Annotated in this window: 19 protein-coding genes; 11 read left to right on the plus strand and 8 right to left on the minus strand. The window is 71.3% G+C overall.

Going from position 1 to position 17,368, the window contains the following annotated elements:
- Positions 1–92 precede the first annotated feature (92 nt).
- A complete protein-coding gene (locus ACFVXE_RS25300) occupies positions 93–521 on the minus strand; it encodes an ATP-binding protein (RefSeq protein WP_389674364.1) in 429 nt (142 codons plus the stop codon).
- Positions 522–807: 286 nt separating this feature from the next.
- Positions 808–1,749, minus strand: coding sequence for a hypothetical protein (locus tag ACFVXE_RS25305; protein WP_389674365.1), 942 nt, complete (start codon positions 1,747–1,749; stop codon positions 808–810).
- 61 nt (positions 1,750–1,810) lie between these two features.
- Between ACFVXE_RS25305 and dapE the strand changes: the two genes are divergently transcribed.
- Both dapE and ACFVXE_RS25315 read left to right on the plus strand, forming a co-directional pair.
- Complete coding sequence (gene dapE / locus ACFVXE_RS25310) at positions 1,811–2,890, plus strand: succinyl-diaminopimelate desuccinylase (protein WP_389674367.1); 1,080 nt, start codon at positions 1,811–1,813, stop codon at positions 2,888–2,890.
- Positions 2,891–2,981: 91 nt separating this feature from the next.
- Positions 2,982–3,755, plus strand: a complete 774-nt coding sequence (locus ACFVXE_RS25315) for a TIGR00730 family Rossman fold protein (protein ID WP_389674369.1) — start codon at positions 2,982–2,984, stop codon at positions 3,753–3,755.
- A 70-nt stretch (positions 3,756–3,825) separates the two neighbouring features.
- Here ACFVXE_RS25315 and folP read toward each other — a convergent pair whose 3' ends face one another.
- Positions 3,826–4,698: a dihydropteroate synthase gene (gene folP, locus ACFVXE_RS25320; RefSeq protein WP_389674370.1), complete on the minus strand. Its 873-nt coding sequence runs from the start codon at positions 4,696–4,698 to the stop codon at positions 3,826–3,828.
- A gap of 104 nt (positions 4,699–4,802) precedes the next feature.
- On the opposite strand from folP, the gene ACFVXE_RS25325 reads away from it, so the two are divergent.
- On the plus strand, positions 4,803–5,306 hold the full coding sequence (locus tag ACFVXE_RS25325; RefSeq protein WP_389674372.1) for a DivIVA domain-containing protein: 504 nt from the start codon (positions 4,803–4,805) through the stop codon (positions 5,304–5,306).
- Positions 5,303–5,890: a DNA-3-methyladenine glycosylase I gene (locus ACFVXE_RS25330; RefSeq protein ID WP_389674373.1), complete on the plus strand. Its 588-nt coding sequence runs from the start codon at positions 5,303–5,305 to the stop codon at positions 5,888–5,890. Before ACFVXE_RS25325 ends, ACFVXE_RS25330 begins: the two co-directional genes overlap by 4 nt.
- A 45-nt stretch (positions 5,891–5,935) precedes the next feature.
- Here the strand turns inward: ACFVXE_RS25330 and ACFVXE_RS25335 are convergent, their stop codons facing one another.
- Positions 5,936–6,748 (minus strand): enoyl-CoA hydratase/isomerase family protein, encoded by an 813-nt coding sequence (locus ACFVXE_RS25335; protein WP_389674374.1) that lies wholly within the window; start codon positions 6,746–6,748, stop codon positions 5,936–5,938.
- A 312-nt stretch (positions 6,749–7,060) separates the two neighbouring features.
- Between ACFVXE_RS25335 and ACFVXE_RS25340 the strand changes: the two genes are divergently transcribed.
- Positions 7,061–7,228 (plus strand): DUF3117 domain-containing protein, encoded by a 168-nt coding sequence (locus tag ACFVXE_RS25340; RefSeq protein ID WP_003966491.1) that lies wholly within the window; start codon positions 7,061–7,063, stop codon positions 7,226–7,228.
- A 164-nt stretch (positions 7,229–7,392) separates the two neighbouring features.
- Here the strand turns inward: ACFVXE_RS25340 and ACFVXE_RS25345 are convergent, their stop codons facing one another.
- Positions 7,393–8,058, minus strand: a complete 666-nt coding sequence (locus ACFVXE_RS25345) for an O-methyltransferase (protein WP_389674452.1) — start codon at positions 8,056–8,058, stop codon at positions 7,393–7,395.
- A 182-nt stretch (positions 8,059–8,240) separates the two neighbouring features.
- On the opposite strand from ACFVXE_RS25345, the gene sigE reads away from it, so the two are divergent.
- The 5 genes from sigE (at position 8,241) to ACFVXE_RS25370 (ending at position 13,210) form a co-directional block, all read left to right on the plus strand.
- A complete protein-coding gene (sigE, locus tag ACFVXE_RS25350) occupies positions 8,241–9,002 on the plus strand; it encodes an RNA polymerase sigma factor SigE (protein ID WP_389674376.1) in 762 nt (253 codons plus the stop codon).
- A complete protein-coding gene (locus tag ACFVXE_RS25355) occupies positions 8,999–9,997 on the plus strand; it encodes a zf-HC2 domain-containing protein (protein WP_389674378.1) in 999 nt (332 codons plus the stop codon). The genes sigE and ACFVXE_RS25355 overlap by 4 nt, the downstream gene beginning before the upstream one ends.
- Before the next feature lie 110 nt (positions 9,998–10,107).
- Positions 10,108–11,856, plus strand: a complete 1,749-nt coding sequence (locus tag ACFVXE_RS25360; protein WP_389674379.1) for a trypsin-like peptidase domain-containing protein — start codon at positions 10,108–10,110, stop codon at positions 11,854–11,856.
- 99 nt (positions 11,857–11,955) lie between these two features.
- Positions 11,956–12,432 (plus strand): sec-independent translocase, encoded by a 477-nt coding sequence (locus ACFVXE_RS25365; protein WP_389674381.1) that lies wholly within the window; start codon positions 11,956–11,958, stop codon positions 12,430–12,432.
- A 118-nt stretch (positions 12,433–12,550) separates the two neighbouring features.
- Positions 12,551–13,210 (plus strand): hypothetical protein, encoded by a 660-nt coding sequence (locus ACFVXE_RS25370; RefSeq protein WP_389674382.1) that lies wholly within the window; start codon positions 12,551–12,553, stop codon positions 13,208–13,210.
- 155 nt (positions 13,211–13,365) lie between these two features.
- Here ACFVXE_RS25370 and ACFVXE_RS25375 read toward each other — a convergent pair whose 3' ends face one another.
- The 3 genes from ACFVXE_RS25375 to ACFVXE_RS25385 are packed head-to-tail and all read right to left on the minus strand — an operon-like array spanning position 13,366 to position 16,383.
- Positions 13,366–14,499: an Mrp/NBP35 family ATP-binding protein gene (locus tag ACFVXE_RS25375; protein ID WP_389674384.1), complete on the minus strand. Its 1,134-nt coding sequence runs from the start codon at positions 14,497–14,499 to the stop codon at positions 13,366–13,368.
- A 44-nt stretch (positions 14,500–14,543) separates the two neighbouring features.
- Positions 14,544–15,119, minus strand: coding sequence for a DUF1003 domain-containing protein (locus ACFVXE_RS25380; protein WP_389674386.1), 576 nt, complete (start codon positions 15,117–15,119; stop codon positions 14,544–14,546).
- Positions 15,109–16,383 carry a magnesium transporter MgtE N-terminal domain-containing protein gene (locus ACFVXE_RS25385; protein ID WP_389674388.1) on the minus strand — a complete coding sequence of 425 codons (1,275 nt, stop codon included), beginning with the start codon at positions 16,381–16,383 and terminating at the stop codon, positions 15,109–15,111. The genes ACFVXE_RS25380 and ACFVXE_RS25385 overlap by 11 nt, the downstream gene beginning before the upstream one ends.
- A 220-nt stretch (positions 16,384–16,603) precedes the next feature.
- Here ACFVXE_RS25385 and ACFVXE_RS25390 point away from each other — a divergent pair, with 220 nt between their 5' ends.
- Positions 16,604–17,368, plus strand: a complete 765-nt coding sequence (locus tag ACFVXE_RS25390) for a hypothetical protein (RefSeq protein ID WP_389674389.1) — start codon at positions 16,604–16,606, stop codon at positions 17,366–17,368.

Below are 17,368 nucleotides of genomic sequence, written 5' to 3' on the forward strand. Positions count from 1 at the left end.
CCAAGCGACTGACCTGACCCGCACACGAACCGCGCGTGGGCCTCGGGAGTAGGGACTCCCGAGGCCCTCGCGCAGGTGTGGGACCGGCCGGATCAGCCGATCGGCAGGCCCTGCTTCGGCAGCAGGCCGCCGGTGAGACCGCCGGTAGGCAGAGCGCCCCCGGGCTTGGCGCCGGTGGCTCCGGCGACCAGGTCGCCGGCGGTGCTCGTGGTGCTTCCGGTGGCCTTCTTGGCGGCGGGAGCGGCCTTGTGGCCCGTGCCGCCGACGGTCTTGCGCGCGGCCGGGAGGGCCGTTCCGACGATCTTGCCGCCGGTGGCGCCCGCGACCTCGGTGCCCTGCTCGGAGGCACCGTCGACGGCCTTGCCGAGGCCGGCGCCGTCGACCGTGGTCAGACCGCCGAGGTCCGGGGTCTGCGGGAGCTCCGCGGCACCTGCGGCGCCGGCCGCACCGACCACGGGAGCTGCACCCGCCGCGATCAGCAGCGCGGCACGGGCGATCCGACGGGTCAGGGGGAGGGACATGATGCTCCTTCGACGGGATGTGAATTCTGTCTGTCCGTTGACCGGACGCAATGACAACCGTCGTGGGGGAGGGAGAGGTTGCGGTGAACCGAGGTAAAGAGTCAGCAATGCGTCACATAATCGGCAACGGAGGAACCCGGGCAAACAGCGCCGGACGCCATGACCCGATGAACCGTCACTTCCCTTTGCGGCAAGGAAATTGACGCCCTGAAAGGGATTGCGGAACGAGGCCGGCCGACGGCCCGGACCGGAAAGCCCGGATGGCTCTTACGAGGGACCGTCCGCACTAGCGAACGAGCCCTATCCGGACCTGTGTGGTGCCCGATTCCTTACGCTCCGTCCGCCAGCCCGAACCTGCCTGCCACACCTGGCCCGCGTAGCCGACCTCGTCGATGCCCAGCGTCTCGGCCTGTGCGACCGCCCAGTGCGCCAGCTCCCAGCCGCGCCGTGCCCTGCCGCCGTCCCCGGCGGCCCGCCCCGGCTTCACGGGTACCGAGACCGTGCTCGCCGCCGGTGCCCCGCCCGCCGCCCCGTCGGCCGCACGGGCCGTGGCGGGCAGCACGCTCCTGCCGAAGTCCCGGGCCAGCGCCGACCGCACCTTGGCCGCGTCGGCGGGACCGGCCGCCGTCTGCGTCGGAGTGCAGGTCAGCGCGGCGGGCGTACGGCCGGTCAGCGCGGCGGCCAGCAGCGCGGCATCCGGCTCGTGCTTCGCGTAGGCCTGCGGGAAGCCGCTGCGCTGGACCCGTTGCGCGGCGACCGTCAGCGGCAGCCGTGAGTAGCCGGGCACCTCGGCCAGATGGCGGTAGAAACTCCCGGCCGAGTAGACCGGGTCCAGGATCTGCCGCTCGGTGCCCCAGCCCTGCGAGGGGCGCTGCTGGAACAGCCCCAGCGAGTCCCGGTCGCCGTGCCGGATGTTGCGCAGCCCGGACTCCTGCAAGGCGGTCGCCAGTGCGATCGTCACGGCACGTTCCGGCATTCCACGCGTGGTGCCGACCGCGGAGATCGTCGCCGCGTTCGCGGCCTGCTCCGGGCTCAGCCGGTACGCGTGCCCCCGCCCCGACGAGCCGTCGGCGGACTGCACGACGCACCGCTCGACGCCCTTGTTGCCGGAGATGTACTGCGCGGTCAGATAACCGGCCAGGGCCACGAGCACGGCGAAGGCAGCTGCGATACGCAGGAGACGACTGCGGCCGGTGTGTCGGCGGGCGGAGGAAGCGGTCCGGGGCACGGGCCAACCGTACTGGAGGGCCCGGACCGGGCCGCGCGCGAAGTCCCTTAGGGTCGGGTCCATGCCCGATAGCGAGCTCGACCTCACCCTGGACGGCCCGGCCCTCACCGCCCGGCTCGTCGACTTCCCGTCGGTCAGCGGAGACGAGAAGGAGCTGGCCGACGCGATCGAGACGGCGCTCCGCTCACTCCCGCACCTGACCGTCGACCGGTACGGCAACAACGTGGTGGCGAGGACGGAACTGGGCCGCGCCGAACGCGTCGTGCTGGCCGGACACATCGACACCGTTCCGATCGCCGGCAACGTCCCGTCCCGGCTCGACGGGAACGGCGTGCTCTGGGGATGCGGCACCTCCGACATGAAGTCGGGCGTCGCCGTCCAGCTGAGAATCGCCGCGACGGTGCCCGAGCCCAACCGCGACCTCACCTTCGTCTTCTACGACAACGAGGAGGTCGCCGCGCACCTCAACGGACTCGGCCACGTCGCCGACGCCCACCCGGACTGGCTGACGGGCGACTTCGCGGTCCTCCTCGAACCCTCCGACGGCCAGGTCGAGGGCGGCTGCCAGGGCACCCTGCGGGTCCATCTCCGCATGGAGGGGGAGCGGGCCCACTCCGCACGCAGCTGGATGGGGGCCAACGCGATCCACGCCGCGGCCCCGGTGCTCGCGCGCCTCGCCGCGTACGAACCGCGCCGGCCGGTCATCGACGGGCTGGAGTACCGGGAGGGCCTGAACGCCGTGGGGATCGAGGGAGGCGTCGCCACCAACGTGATTCCCGACGCCTGCACCGTCGTGGTCAATTACCGGTACGCCCCCGACCGCAGTCCGGAGGACGCCGTCGCGCACGTCCACGAGGTCTTCGCGGACTGCGGCGTCGCCGAGATCGAGGTCGACGACCACTCCGGCGCGGCGATGCCCGGGCTCTCCCACCCGGCGGCCAAGGCGTTCATGGAGGCGGTCGGCGGCACCGCCCAGCCCAAGTTCGGCTGGACGGACGTCTCCCGCTTCGGTTCGCTCGGTGTCCCCGCGGTGAACTACGGCCCCGGGGACGCGCTCCTCGCGCACAAGCGCAACGAGCACGTGGCCGTCGACCGGATCACCCACTGCGAGAACCGGCTCCGCTCCTGGCTCACCAGCTGACCCACGGCATTCCCCTGTCCGTAACCTCCGTAGATCTACCCTGACTGACAAGCACGTCGTCATGGCGTCACGTCGTCGGAGGGAGCAGGTCATGGGCAACCCCGAGGGAGAGCAGGTACCCGAGGAGCAGCGCCAGGGTCCGGTACTGCGCCGCAGGGAACAGGTACAGCCCGGCACCACCGATCAGCGGTTGCTGGACTCCGAGGGCGATTCCGAGTGGGTGCACACCGATCCCTGGCGGGTGATGCGCATCCAGTCGGAGTTCGTCGAAGGCTTCGGCGCGCTCGCCGAGCTGCCGAGCGCGATCAGCGTCTTCGGCTCCGCCCGCAGTCCGGTCGGCGGACCTGACTACGAGGCGGGCGTACGGATCGGCAAGGCACTGGTCGAAGCCGGTTTCGCGGTGATCACCGGGGGCGGTCCAGGAGCGATGGAGGCGGCGAACAAGGGGGCACGGGAGGCGAAGGGCGTCTCGGTCGGCCTCGGTATCGAGCTGCCCTTCGAGTCCGGGCTCAACCCGCACGTCGACATCGGCGTGAACTTCCGCTACTTCTTCGTCCGCAAGACGATGTTCGTGAAGTACGCGCAGGGCTTCGTCGTCCTGCCGGGCGGCCTCGGCACGCTGGACGAACTCTTCGAGGCGCTCACCCTCGTCCAGACGGGCAAGGTGACCCGCTTCCCGATCGTCCTCTTCGGCACCGCGTACTGGGGCGGCCTGGTGGACTGGCTGCGGGACACGGTGGTGGCGCAGGGGAAGGCGTCCGAGAAGGACCTGCTGCTCTTCCACGTCACGGACGACGTGGACGAGGCGGTCAACCTGGTCACGAAGGAGGTCGGGGTGGTGAAGCCGAACCTCTCCGGCGACTGAGGGACGGGGTGGGCGGGGCCCGGTCCGGACGGCGCCGGCCCGGACCCCGCCCCGCGTACCGGGCGAGCTCTCAGGCCAGCCCGCGCCGCGCGACCGCCGGGGGCCGGTGCCCCGCGATCGACGCGACCATGTCCAGCACCTGCCGCGTCTCCGCCACCTCGTGCACCCGGTACACCTGAGCCCCGAGCCACGCGGACACCGCGGTCGTCGCCAGCGTCCCGATCAGCCGTTCCTTCACGGGCCGGTCGAGCGTCTCCCCGACGAAGTCCTTGTTGGACAGCGATACGAGGACGGGCCAGCCGGTCTCCGTCATCTCGCCGAGCCGCCGCGTCGCCTCCAGCGAGTGCCGGGTGTTCTTCCCGAAGTCGTGGCCGGGGTCGATCATGATGCCGTCCGGCCTGACCCCGAGCTCCACGGCCCGCTCGGCCAGCCCGACCGTCACCCGCAGGATGTCCGCCATCACGTCGTCGTACGCGATCCGGTGCGGCCGGGTCCGCGGCTCGGCGCCGCCCGCATGGGTGCACACCAGCCCCGCCCCGTACCGCGCCGCGACCTCCGCGAGCTTGGGGTCGACCCCGCCCCACGCGTCGTTCAGCACATCCGCACCGGCCTCGCAGACCGCCGCACCGACGTCGTGACGCCAGGTGTCGACGCTGATGACCACATCGGGGTGACGCCTGCGGACCTCGGCGACGAACCCGACCGTGCGACGGGCCTCCTCCTCGGCGGTCACCTCCTCGCCGGGGCCGGCCTTCACCCCGCCGATGTCGACGATCGCGGCGCCCTCCGCGACCGCCTGTTCCACCCGGTCGAGCGCGGGCTCGTCGCGGAAGGTCGCTCCCTGGTCGTAGAAGGAGTCCGGAGTGCGGTTCACGATCGCCATGATCACTGGCTCGTGCGCCCCGAATTCGCGCCGTCCCAGCCTGAGCGCACCGCTTCGCATCCCGTGAATCTCCTTTGGACAGATCGCTCCGTGGTCGTCTGCGACCCTAACTGTCAGCACCGCATGGCACGATCGGACCCGGACAGGTTTCGGCTCCAGGGGAGATGCGCGTGTTCTGGTTCTTGCTGCTGGCGATGGTGGTGGTCGTGGCCGCGGTCACCCTCGCGGTGGTCGGCGGGGGGAAGAGCGCCGTCCTGCAGGAGGTGGCACCCGAGCAGCTGACCGACCCGCTGCCGGCGAACCGGCCGGTCGGCCGCGCGGACATTGAGGCGCTGAGGCTCCCGATGGCGCCCCGTGGATACCGGATGGCGGACGTCGACGACGCGCTCGACCGGCTCGCCGCCGAACTGACCGAACGGGACGCCCGGATCGCCGAACTCGAGTCGGCGCTCGCCGGTGCGCAGGCGACCGCGGTGGGCGGGGCCGGACTCCTCAAGGAACTGCAGGACCGGCCCGAGCCGAAGCGGGCACCGTGGCAGGCGCAGCACCCCGCGTCGCACGCCGAACCGGACCCCGACCCGCGCTCGGGTCCGCGGTCCTGGCCGCGCACCGGGCCGCAAGCCGGACCGGAAGCCGGGCCCCGGACCGACGAGGAGCCGCAGCGATGAGCGGCGGTGTCGAACCGGCGGCGGACGGCAGGCCCCGCTGCCCGTGGGGGCTCTCCACCGATGACTACCTGGCGTACCACGACACCGAATGGGGCCGTCCCGTCCACGGGGACGACGCCCTGTTCGAGCGGCTCTGCCTGGAGGCGTTCCAGTCCGGGCTGTCCTGGCTGACGATCCTGCGCCGCCGGGAGGGCTTCCGCAGTGCCTTCGCCGGGTTCAAGATCTCCGCGGTGGCGGAGTTCACCGACGCCGACGAGGAACGCCTCCTCGCCGACGCCGGGATCATCCGCAACCGCGCGAAGATCGAGGCGACCCTCGCCAACGCCAAGGTGCTGGCCGCGTGGCCGGACGGCGAGCTGGACGCGCTGATCTGGTCGTACGCGCCCGACCGGGCCGCCCGCCCCGCCCCCCGTACCGTCGGCGACGTCCCGGCGGTCACCCCGGAGTCCACGGCCCTCGCCAAGGACCTCAAGAAGCGCGGTCTGCGCTTCATCGGCCCCACCACGGCCTACGCCCTGATGCAGGCGTGCGGCCTGGTCGACGACCACCTGGCCGGCTGCGTGGCCCGGTCCACCGAGGCATAGACGCACCGTGCGGGGCCGGCGCCGCGGGGCCGGCCCCGCACCCGGTCAGCGCCCCAGGTATTTCGGCTTCGCCTTGTCCAGGAACGCCTGCACCGCGATGGCGTGGTCCTCCGACGCGCCCGCCCTCGTCTGGAGCTCGTCCTCCTTCTCCAGCGTCTCGCCCAGCGTGTGGCCGGCGCCGTAGGACAGCGACGCCTTGAGGGCCGCGTAGGCCACCGTGGGGCCGTCCGCCAGCCTGCGGGCCACCGCCAGTGCCTCGGCGGCCAGGTCGGCGGCGGGCACCAGTTTGTTCACGATGCCCAGCTCGTAGGCGTCCTGCGCGGAGATCGAGCGGGGGAAGAGCAGCAGATCGGCGGCGCGGCTCCCACCGATCAGCCGGGGCAGCGTCCAGGAGACGCCCGAGTCGGCGGTGAGCGCGACCCCGGCGAACGAGGTGTTGAAGGACGCGGTGTCGGCCACCACCCGGTAGTCGCAGGCGAGCGCGAAGCCGAAGCCCGCGCCGGCGGCGACGCCGTTCACCCCGGCGACGACAGGCTTCTCCATCTCGGTGATCGCCCGCACGACCGGGTTGTAGTGCTCCTGCACGGTGCTCAGCGCGTTCCCGGAGCCCGCGTCGCGGGTGGCGGCCAGCGTGGAGACGTGTTCCTTGAGGTCCTGGCCGACGCAGAAGGCGCGCCCGGTCGCGGTGAGCAGTACCGCCCGGACGGCGGAGTCGGCCGCGGCCGACTGCAGAGCGTCACGGAGCGCCACCTTGGCCGCCGTGTTCATGGCGTTCATCGCGTCCGGACGGTTGATCGTGATCGTCGCGAGTCCGTCCGTCACTTCGTAGAGCACGGTGTCGGCCACGTTGTCCGCCATTTGCTGTCCCCTTCGCGCCTCGGGCAATGCCTGTCGAGGCAAGCATGGCCGACTCCACGGAGGGCGAACATGTGACCTGCGTCTAACGATTGCGCCCCGATGGCGGGATGAAGGAGACGGAGTATCGCAGTCGGATCGCCGAATTGGGTGGTTTTGAGTGAGCGCGTTGCGCAAGCGATGCAGACCGATGTTGGTCATCGGGGTCTGCCATGCGGGATAATGGCCTGGAAGCAATGTGTTCGATGCCGGTGACACAGCGCCTGTCATGGGGCCGCCGGTTGATATGAGCTGGTTTCAGGAAGGGGAACGAGCATGGCGGCCATGAAGCCGCGGACGGGCGACGGCCCGCTCGAGGTGACCAAGGAGGGGCGGGGCATCGTCATGCGCGTTCCGCTCGAAGGCGGCGGTCGGCTTGTCGTGGAGCTGACTCCGGACGAGGCCGATGCGCTCGGCGACGCCCTCAAGAAGGTCGTCGGCTGACGCAGAGGCGCCCACACTTTTTCGCTGCCCCGGTACGGACTTCCGTGCCGGGGCAGTGACGCATCCGGCGGCAGGCCCGGCCGGACAACGATTTTCGGACATGCGGCCGGGGCGCGCGGGTGCCCGGTCGCGCCGTCAGGAACAGCGGACCGCGAGCGAACGGGTCACCCTCGCCGGACGGCGCACAGCAGTCCGTCGCCCACCGGCAACAACGTGGACATCAGTTCCTGGCTCTCGCGCACCGCCCGCAGCAGCTCCCGCAGCCGCAGCACCTCGGCGGGCTGCGCCGCCGAGTCGACCGTACGGCCGTCCGCGAAGACCCCCTCGAAACAGACCAGGCCACCCGGGCGCAGCAGGCGCAACGATTCGGCGAGGCAGTCCAGGCTCTCCAGCCGGTCGCCGTCGCAGAACACGAGGTCGTATCCGCCGTCCGCGAGGCGCGGAAGTACGTCCAGGGCCCGGCCGGGGATGAATCGGGCCCGATTGGCCGCGAACCCCGAGGCGCGGAACGCCTCGCGGGCGAACTGCTGCCGCTCGGGTTCCGGATCGACCGTGGTCAGCACACCGTCCGGCCGCATCCCGTGCAGCAGATAGATGCCGGACACGCCGGTCCCGGTGCCGATCTCCGCCACCGCTTTGGCGTCCGTCGTGGCAGCGAGCAGGCGCAGCGCTGCGCCGGTGCCCGGTGACACCGAGCGAAGTCCTGCGTCGCGGGCCCGGTCCCTGGCCCAGCGCAGTGCTTCGTCCTCGGCGACAAAGGCGTCGGCGAACGCCCAGCTCGTCTGCCGGTTGGCGGTAATGACCCTCTCCTGTCCCCGTAGTTGGCGCAACGGTGACTGTATCCGCTGCACCCGGGAACCCGCAGATGGGACCGCGCGTTATGAGAGGGCGGGGTGAAGCCCGTGGATCCGGCCCGCAGACCGGGCCCGGGAATCATGGGCCGGCGGTTCCCGGGAGGACCCCCTGCTCCGGCAGGAAAAAGGCTTATACGGAGCTAACGGGCGAGGTGGCTATGGTAGGGACTCCACTGGACACCACCGGAGCCGACAGGGGAGGTGCGGCTGCGCCTGTGGACCGGGGAGGAGTGCTACGGCGCTTCCTCAGGTCGGCGGGTGAGCCGAAATCCGTGACCAACATTGCTGACCGTTCTTCCAACGACTCCGCTCCGACCGCGACCTTCGCCTCAGATGCGGACTCCCAGGCGTGGACGCCGCCCACATGGGAAGAGATCGTCAGCACGCACAGCGGTCGTGTCTACCGCCTTGCCTACCGGCTGACAGGTAACCAGCACGACGCCGAGGACCTCACCCAGGAAGTCTTCGTCCGGGTGTTCCGCTCGCTGTCGACCTACACGCCCGGCACCTTCGAGGGCTGGCTGCACCGCATCACGACCAACCTGTTCCTGGACATGGTCCGCCGTAAGCAGCGGATCCGTTTCGACTCCCTCGGTGACGACGCCGCCGAGCGCCTGCCGAGCCGCGACCCGTCCCCGCAGCAGGTCTTCAACGACACCCACTTCGATGCGGACGTGCAGCAGGCGCTGGACACCCTGGCGCCCGAATTCCGCGCCGCGGTCGTGCTCTGTGACATCGAGGGACTTTCGTACGAGGAGATCGCCGCAACTCTCGGTGTGAAGCTCGGCACCGTGCGCAGCCGTATCCACCGTGGGCGCTCGCACCTGCGCAAGGCCCTGCGGCACCGTTCTCCGGAGGCGCGCGCCGAGCAGCGCTCACTGGCCGGCGCGATGGTCGCGGGGGAGGGCGGATCGGCGTGAGCGGCACAGGTCCGACCCCCGCGGAACAGCACCTGGGGGACCGCCTCGCCGCGCTTGTCGACGGCGAGCTCAAACACGACGCCCGTGAACGGGTGCTCGCCCATCTCGCGACCTGCGCCAAGTGCAAGGCCGAGGCCGCCGCCCAGCGACGGCTCAAGAGCGTCTTCGCGCAGTCCGCCCCGCCTTCGCCGTCCGAGGGGTTCCTCGCCCGGCTGCAGGGCCTTCCCGGGGGACCGGGAGGTGACGACGACGGTCACGGAAGACCGTTCGGCGGCTCCGGGCGGTTCGGCGACGGAATCTTCCCCGTGATGCAGCCCCCGGGCAGCCGCACCGGCTCGTCGTCGAGCCGTTCGCCGCTGGACGGTTTCGGCTATCTCCCGACTCCGCACGGCTCGGCGGCCGTCCTGCCGGCCGGCGGTCCGCGTTCGGCGCTCCGGATCCATGAGGCGGGCCGGGACGGCGACCGTTCGCCGTGGCGCGGCCGGAGGTTCGCCTTCGCCGCCGCCAGCGCCGTGTCGCTCGCCGCCATCGCACTGGGCGGCGCCCTGCCGACGGAGGCGGGGCCCGACGCCCCGGTCCGAGCCGAGGGCGCCGGAAACAACGTGACCCCGCTCGACGCCACCGCGCGTGCCGAGAGCGGCCGGGTGACCAGCCGCCGCGCGGGTGGTCTCAGGGCGCCCGCCGCACCCGGCACCGGCGCCACCGCCGCCGCGAGTCTGCCGTCGGACACCGCCACCCCCGTTCCCGCCCTGTTCGGCACCGGTCGGCTCTCGCCCAACCCGTTCGCCGCCTCGGTACTGGCCGATGTCTCCGCGGCCCCCCTGATACGCCCGACCGCCACCAGCCCGCTCTTCACCCAGGTGCTCGGCAGCGGCGCGAATCCCGTGGGCCCCACGGGCCCCACCGCCTCGCCGACGTCCTCGCGGACGCCCGCCTCGGCCGCGGTGCTGCCCGGCTCCGCCGATCAGCGTCTGCCGCTTTCGGCCCGGCAGTGACCGGGATCTGCGCGGCCCTTCGTAAACCTGGTTGAATCCCGGGAGGAATTCCGGGAGGCACGGCCTTTCGCGGGCGTGCAGAGGCCGGTTGCGGCGGTTGCGGGGAGAACATGGACGACGGGAAGCCCACCGGGCCGAAGGTCAAGTGGTGGAGTCGCCCCGTGCAGGGGCGAGCCGGTCTTTCGGCGCCGCAGGACGCCGGCGCGGCACCGGGACCGGTCGACGAGGCGGGGGCCGTGGACACGGCGGCCGGTCACCCGGACACCACGGAGACGGCGGGCGCGAGCCCGGCACCCGTGGTCCCCGAACCGTCCACGCCGCCCGGGCCGGTGGTGCCCGCGCAGCCGTCGGCGCCCGAGTCCGTGATCGCCGAGCCGATAGCCCCCGAGCCGGTCACGCAGGCATCCGCGGCGCCGGCCCGCACACCCGCCGGCGCGGCGACGCCGTTGCACGAACCCGATCAGTACAGCACCCCGCCGTACGGCGGTCCCGGCCCCTGGGCGCCCGCACCGCCCGTACAGCGCCCCCTCCCGACCCCGGCCCACGGCACCCCGGTACCCCCGCCGTACGCGGCAGCGGGGACGAACGGCGCGGGCATGCCCCCGGTCCCCGCGCACACCCCGGCGCCCCCGGCCTTCGCAGCGCCCGTGCCCCAGCCCTCGCAGTGGCTGCAGTACGACCCCTGGGGAGCGCCCCGCCGGCCGCTGACGCACCCCGGCCCGCCCCTCGGCTCCGACGGTGCGCGCGGGAGGAGCCGGCGTGGTTCCCTGCTCGTCGGCGCGCTGCTGCTGGCCCTGGTCGCGGGCGGCATCGGCGGCGGCATCGGCGCCTACGTCGAACGCAACGGCGGTCTGACCACGGTCGAGCTTCCGCAGACCGCCCGGAACAGCGGCGGCCGCGCCCCGGACAGCGTCGCGGGCATCGCCGCCAGCGCCCTGCCCAGCGTGGTCACCATCCATGTCAGCGGCACCACCGAATCCGGCACCGGCACCGGATTCGTCCTCGACACCGCGGGCCACATCCTGACCAACAACCACGTCGTCGCCCCGGCCGGTTCCTCGGGCGAGATCACGGTGACGTTCAGCGGTGGCGAGACCGCGCGCGGCGAGGTCGTCGGCAAGGACAGCGGGTACGACCTGGCCGTGGTCAAGGTCAGAGGCGTCTCAGGACTCAAGCCGCTGCCGCTGGGCAACTCCGACAACGTGCAGGTCGGCGATCCGGTGGTGGCCATCGGCGCCCCCTTCGACCTGTCCAACACCGTCACCTCCGGGATCATCAGCGCCAAGGACCGGCCGATCACCGCGGGCGGCGAGAAGGGCGACGGCAGCGACATCAGCTACGTCGACGCGCTGCAGACCGACGCCCCCATCAACCCGGGCAACTCCGGTGGCCCGCTCGTCGACACCGACGCCCATGTCATCGGGATCAACAGCGCCATCCGCGCCGCCGACAGCGGTTCGACGACCGAAGGCGGTCAGGCCGGTTCCATCGGCCTCGGCTTCGCCATCCCGATCAACCAGGGCAAGCGGGTCGCCGAAGAGCTGATCAACACCGGGAAAGCCACACATCCGGTGATCGGTGTCACATTGGACATGGAGTACACCGGTGACGGGGCGAAGGTGGGGGCGAAGGGTGCGGAGGGCAAGCCCTCGGTGACGCCCGGCGGCCCCGGGGCGAAGGCCGGCATCAGGCCGGGCGACATCATCACCGAGGTGGACGGGCAACCGGTGCACAGCGGCGAGGAACTGATCGTGAAGATCCGCGCGCACCGTCCGGGTGACCGGTTGGCCCTCGGGCTGACCCGGGGTGGTAAAGACCTGTCCATGACTTTGACCCTGGGGTCGGCAACCGGCACGTGACGTCCCCGGGACGCTACCGCCCGGACAGTTTCGACGGGTACCGTTGGCCGGGTCCGGACCTCATCCGACCTGGGCTCGGGGAACACGAGGAGCAACAAGGTGTTCAATGACATAGGCGCACTAGAGCTGGTGACGCTCGCTGTCCTCGGCGTGCTGATCTTCGGCCCGGACAAGCTGCCCAAGGTCATCCAGGACGCGTCGCGCTTCATCCGCAAGGTCCGTGAGTTCTCCGACAGCGCCAAGGAAGACATCCGTACGGAGCTGGGCCCGGCCTTCAAGGACTTCGAGTTCGAGGACCTCAACCCGAAGACGTTCGTCCGCAAGCAGCTGATGGACGGCAGCGACGACCTCGGGCTGAAGGAGATCCGCGAGAGTTTTGATCTCCGCAAGGAGATGTCCGAGGTCGCCGACGCCGTCCACGGCCGCGAGAGCCTGACCAAGGAATCCGCCGGCGGCGTGTCGGGCGGTGCGGCGATCGCTGCCGCGAACGGGTCCCCGGGCGCTCCCGACCTGCTCAAGAAGCGTGAGCAGCCCGCGAAGGACGATCGCCCGCCGTTCGACGCAGACGCCACCTGACGCTGGTCAATCCCGACTCGTCCGGACGCTATCGCTATTCTCCATCTGTCCGGTTGTGAGGACGCCCGAGGGGGGCGGGCCGCTGCGGACCTTACGGATCGAGGAGGCGGCCGGGTAGATGGAGACGACGAGTCGGGTAGGCGCGGAAGGTGCGCACAGCACAGTCACCGCGGAGGGGGCGCCGACGGCCCGGCGTACGGTCGACGGCTATCTGCAGGCACCGTTCCCCTGGTACGGACTGGACGAGGCCTTCACCGGTCCGCGCTGGCTGATGCAGGTCGGCACGGCGGCGGACGGCACGGTGCAGCACGGTTCCACCGGACACGGTGAGGAGCCCGTGGTGCGGAGCGACTCGGCCGGGGACAAGCACCGGTTCGCGGTCGTGGTGACCGTGGCGAGCAGCCCCGTGCGGCGCAGCGGCGACGGTACGGGCGTGCTGGAGGCGACCACCGTGTCGTCGGCGGCGTGGCTGGCCGGCTCGGGGCTGCTGGCGTACACCTGGCCTCCGCAGCTGGACCACACGCTGCGCGACGACTGGCTGGACCAGCAGACGGAGGCGGCGTTCGAACTCGCCGACGATCTGGACGGCCCCGCATGGTCGGTGCTGTCCCTGCCGGTGGACGGGGTCCCGGTGACGTTCCACTACCGCGAGTCCGAGTTCGGATGGGTGCTGGCCGGCTCGGCGCACGGCGGTGTGCACATCGGGGCGTACGGCCGGGGGATGAGCGCGTACGGGCTCGGGTTCTCAGTGGTGGAGGACATCGCGTCGTACGCGTAGCGGGTGTTCGGGGACGGTGACCGGGAACCACCCGGACACCGCTCCGCCCCGACCGCCGGACGGCCCCGGCCGCGCCGGGCGCCCTGGGGAGTGCGCCGGGAGGGGTGGCGGAACCCGCCCGGCGAATCGCCTGCGGCCCGTCAGCGGGCCCCGGTTCAGAACTTGTTGCGCGGGGTGATGCCCAGCGACATGCCCGACAGGCCTCGCTGACGCCCGCCCAGCCGGTCCGCGATCGAGCGCAGCGCCTTGCCGGCCGGGGAGTCCGGGTCCGAGAGGACCACCGGCTTGCCCTCGTCGCCGCCCTCGCGCAGGCGCACGTCGATCGGGATGGAACCCAGCACCGGCACCTCGGCGCCGACCGTCTTCGTCAGGCCCTCGGCCACCTTGCGGCCGCCACCGGTGCCGAAGACGTCGACCATCTCGTCGCAGTGCGGGCACGGCATGCCCGACATGTTCTCGACGACACCGACGATCTTCTGGTGGGTCTGTACGGCGATCGAACCGGCCCGCTCGGCCACCTCGGCCGCGGCCTGCTGCGGCGTCGTGACGACGAGGATCTCCGCGTTCGGCACCAGCTGTGCCACGGAGATCGCGATGTCGCCCGTGCCCGGCGGCAGGTCGAGCAGCAGGACGTCCAGGTCGCCCCAGTACACGTCCGCGAGGAACTGCTGCAACGCCCGGTGCAGCATCGGTCCGCGCCACACCACCGGGGCGTTGCCCGGGGTGAACATCCCGATGGAGATGACCTTCACGCCGTGCGAGGACGGCGGCATGATCATGTTTTCGACCTGGGTCGGCTTGCCGTCCGCGCCGAGCATGCGCGGCACGCTGTGCCCGTAGATGTCCGCGTCCACGACGCCGACCTTGAGGCCGTCGGCCGCCATCGCCGCCGCCAGGTTCACCGTCACGGACGACTTGCCGACGCCGCCCTTGCCGGACGCCACGGCGTACACCCGGGTCAGCGAGCCGGGCTTGGCGAACGGCACCTCGCGCTCCGCGGTACCGCCGCGCAGCGAGGAGGCGAGCTCCTTGCGCTGTTCGTCGCTCATCACGTCGAGCGTGACGTCGACGCGGGTGACGCCTTCGACCTTCGCCACCGCGTCGGTCACGTTCTTGGTGATGGTCTCGCGCATCGGGCAGCCGGAGACCGTGAGATACACCGTGACAGCGACCGTACCGTCAGCTGCGATCTCGACCGACTTGACCATGCCGAGTTCGGTGATCGGTCGGTGGATCTCCGGGTCGTTCACTGTCGCCAGTGCTTCGCGCACCGCGTCTTCGGTAGCCATACGGACGATGTTACGGCGCCTGCGGCTACGCACGGGTAACCCGGTCAGCGGTCTTCGTCACTCTCGGCCGGGAATAGCACGCGCCGCTCGTCCATGTCCTTCACCAGGTCCTGGAGTTCCGAGCGGATCCAGTCCCGGGTGGCGACTTCGCCCAGCCCGATCCGCAGCGACGCGATCTCCCGGGTGAGGTATTCGGTGTCCGCGATGGACCGCTCGTTCTGCTTGCGGTCCTGCTCGTGGGTGACCCGGTCGCGGTCGTCCTGCCGGTTCTGCGCGAGCAGGATGAGCGGCGCCGCGTAGGAGGCCTGGAGCGACAGCATCAGGGTCAGGAAGATGAACGGGTACTCGTCGAAGCGCAGGTCCACCGGGGCGAAGATGTTCCACAGCACCCAGATGATGATGATCAGGGTCATCCAGACGATGAACCGTCCGGTGCCCAGGAAGCGGGCGATCCGTTCGGAGAACCGGCCGAACGCCTCGGGGTCGTACTCCGGCAGCAGCCGCCGCCCTGGATCCTTCGGCTGGTCGAGCCGGGCCCGCGCGCGCACCATCGCCGACGACCCGGTCGACGACGGCCCCGATCCGGTCCCGGAGGCCCGGGGGCGGTCCTCACCCGCCATTCGGGACCCCCTCCTCGCCGTGGAAGTCGGTCTCGCGCCAGTCCTCCGGCAGCAGGTGGTCGAGGACGTCGTCGACGGTCACCGCACCGAGCAGCGCCCCGCTCTCGTCCACCACCGGCACCGAGACCAGGTTGTACGCCGCCAGATAGCTGGTCACCACCGACAACGGGGTGTCCGGGGTCAGCGGTACGAGGTCGCTGTCGACGATGGAGCTGACCAGGGTGAACGGCGGATCGCGCAGCAGCCGCTGGAAGTGCGCGGTCCCCAGGTACTTGCCGGTCGGCGTCTCGTCCGGCGGCCGGCACACGTACACCTGGGCGGCGAGCGCCGGGGACAGGTCGGAGCGGCGGACCCGGGCGAGCGCGTCGGCGACCGTGGCGTCCGGGCGCAGCACGATCGGCTCGGTGGTCATCAGACCGCCCGCGGTCCGCTCCTCGTACGACAGCAGCCGTCGCACGTCCGCCGCGTCGTCCGGCCGCATCAGTGCCAGCAGCCGCTCCTTGTCCTCCTCCGGCAGTTCGGACAGCAGGTCGGCGGCGTCATCGGGGTCCATCGCCTCCAGGACGTCGGCGGCACGTTCCTCCTGGAGCTTCCCGATGATCTCGATCTGGTCGTCCTCGGGCAGCTCCTCCAGGACGTCGGCGAGCCGGTCGTCGTCGAGCGCGGCGGCGACCTCGGCCCGGCGCTTCGGCGACAGATGGTGCAGGGCGTTGGCCACGTCGGTCGGGCGCAGCTTCTCGAAGGTGGCGACGAGCGACTCGGTGCCCTGCCCGTGCTCCTCCAGCGAGAACCCGCTGACCGCCCACCAGTCGACGGTCAGCGACTCGCCCTTGCGGCGCAGCGCCCCGCCCTTGCCCTTGCGTACGAAGTACTTGTCGATCTCCCAGTCGCGGCGGGCGGGGAGCTGCTGGATCGCGACATCGAGGACCGTGACCTCCTCGCCGGTCTCCACCAGCCGCACCCGCCGGTCCAGGAACTCGCCCAGGACCAGGCGCTCGGTGGGACGCTGTTCGAAGCGCCGCATGTTGATCACGCCGGTGGTGATCACCTGGCCCGAGTCGATGCCGGTCACCCGGGTCATCGGGAGGAAGATCCGGCGGCGGCTGATCACCTCGACGACGATGCCGAGCAGCCGGGGCGGACGTCCGCCGACCCGCAGCATCGCGACCAGATCGCGGACCCGGCCCACCTGGTCCCCGTTGGGGTCGAAGACCGGGACGCCGGCGAGATGCGAGACGAAGACCCGGGGGGCGCCTGCCGCCATGCCGTGCGCCTCCTTCCGTCCCTTGGTGATGAGTCCGGTCCGCGAGACGAGGTCGGTCCGTTTATCCGTTGATCCGTTGTTTTGTCTGGATCAGGCTAGCCCGTACCGCTCCGGGTCGGCCCGGTGGAGTCGTCCGTACGGCTCTGCGCCGGACGGCGTAGGCGGCACGGGTACGCTGCGGTCTGCCATCCCCCACACGCAGATGAGAGGCAGTGCGCCAGTGACCTCTTTCGTCCCGCCCGTCCGGACCCGTCGCCGGACCGCTCTCGCCGTGGTGCTCTGTGCGGGGCTGACCACAGCCCTCACCGCGTGCGGCGACGAGGATCCGGACAAGGGGACCAACGGCATCGGCAGACTCTCGGCAACGCAGATCGAGAAGAAGACACAGGCGGCGGCGGACTCCGCGGACGCGGTGCGGCTGGCGGGCACGCTGGTCAGCAAGGGCGGCGCGTACAAGCTCAACATGCGGCTCAAGGAGGACGGCGGCACGGGTTCCGTCACCTCGAAGGACAGCACGTTCGAGCTGCTGCGGATCGGTGACGCGGTCTATCTGAAGGCCGACTCCGGCTTCTGGAGCCACCAGGACAAGGACGAGCGGAACAGCGCGACCGGTGCGGCGGCGGGGGACAAGCTCCAGGACAAGTACGTGAAGGTCCCGCAGGGCGACCCCACGTACAAGCAACTGCGCGGCTTCACCGACATGAAGACCCTGCTCGACGGCATGCTGACACTGCATGGCAAGGTCGACAAGGGCGACCGTGGCAAGGTGGGCTCCGTCCGCACCGTCCAGATCCTGGGCGGCAAGGGCGAGGGCGGTGCGCTCGACGTCTCGCTGAAGGGCACGCCGTACCCGCTGCGGTTCGCCCGCGGCGGCGGCGGGGGCATCATCACGCTCACCGACTGGGGCCTGGACTTCACGCTGAAGGCCCCGGCCAAGGGCGACACCGTAGACTACGGGCGGCAGCTCCCCAAGTCGGCCTCCTGA

The sequence above is a fragment of the Streptomyces sp. NPDC058231 genome, from assembly GCF_042882275.1.
In the GTDB taxonomy this organism is placed as follows: domain Bacteria; phylum Actinomycetota; class Actinomycetes; order Streptomycetales; family Streptomycetaceae; genus Streptomyces.

What these genes read in the sequence shown, in the direction of transcription:
- ACFVXE_RS25315 (WP_389674369.1), top strand. Translation starts at nt 2,982, where the DNA reads ATGGGCAACCCCGAGGGAGAGCAGGTACCCGAGGAGCAGCGCCAGGGT.
- folP (WP_389674370.1), bottom strand. Translation starts at nt 4,698, where the DNA reads ATGCGAAGCGGTGCGCTCAGGCTGGGACGGCGCGAATTCGGGGCGCAC.
- ACFVXE_RS25330 (WP_389674373.1), top strand. Translation starts at nt 5,303, where the DNA reads ATGAGCGGCGGTGTCGAACCGGCGGCGGACGGCAGGCCCCGCTGCCCG.
- ACFVXE_RS25325 (WP_389674372.1), top strand. Translation starts at nt 4,803, where the DNA reads ATGCGCGTGTTCTGGTTCTTGCTGCTGGCGATGGTGGTGGTCGTGGCC.
- ACFVXE_RS25360 (WP_389674379.1), top strand. Translation starts at nt 10,108, where the DNA reads ATGGACGACGGGAAGCCCACCGGGCCGAAGGTCAAGTGGTGGAGTCGC.
- ACFVXE_RS25380 (WP_389674386.1), bottom strand. Translation starts at nt 15,119, where the DNA reads ATGGCGGGTGAGGACCGCCCCCGGGCCTCCGGGACCGGATCGGGGCCG.
- ACFVXE_RS25340 (WP_003966491.1), top strand. Translation starts at nt 7,061, where the DNA reads ATGGCGGCCATGAAGCCGCGGACGGGCGACGGCCCGCTCGAGGTGACC.
- ACFVXE_RS25300 (WP_389674364.1), bottom strand. Translation starts at nt 521, where the DNA reads ATGTCCCTCCCCCTGACCCGTCGGATCGCCCGTGCCGCGCTGCTGATC.
- ACFVXE_RS25385 (WP_389674388.1), bottom strand. Translation starts at nt 16,383, where the DNA reads ATGGCGGCAGGCGCCCCCCGGGTCTTCGTCTCGCATCTCGCCGGCGTC.
- sigE (WP_389674376.1), top strand. Translation starts at nt 8,241, where the DNA reads ATGGTAGGGACTCCACTGGACACCACCGGAGCCGACAGGGGAGGTGCG.
- dapE (WP_389674367.1), top strand. Translation starts at nt 1,811, where the DNA reads ATGCCCGATAGCGAGCTCGACCTCACCCTGGACGGCCCGGCCCTCACC.
- ACFVXE_RS25370 (WP_389674382.1), top strand. Translation starts at nt 12,551, where the DNA reads ATGGAGACGACGAGTCGGGTAGGCGCGGAAGGTGCGCACAGCACAGTC.
- ACFVXE_RS25335 (WP_389674374.1), bottom strand. Translation starts at nt 6,748, where the DNA reads ATGGCGGACAACGTGGCCGACACCGTGCTCTACGAAGTGACGGACGGA.
- ACFVXE_RS25375 (WP_389674384.1), bottom strand. Translation starts at nt 14,499, where the DNA reads ATGGCTACCGAAGACGCGGTGCGCGAAGCACTGGCGACAGTGAACGAC.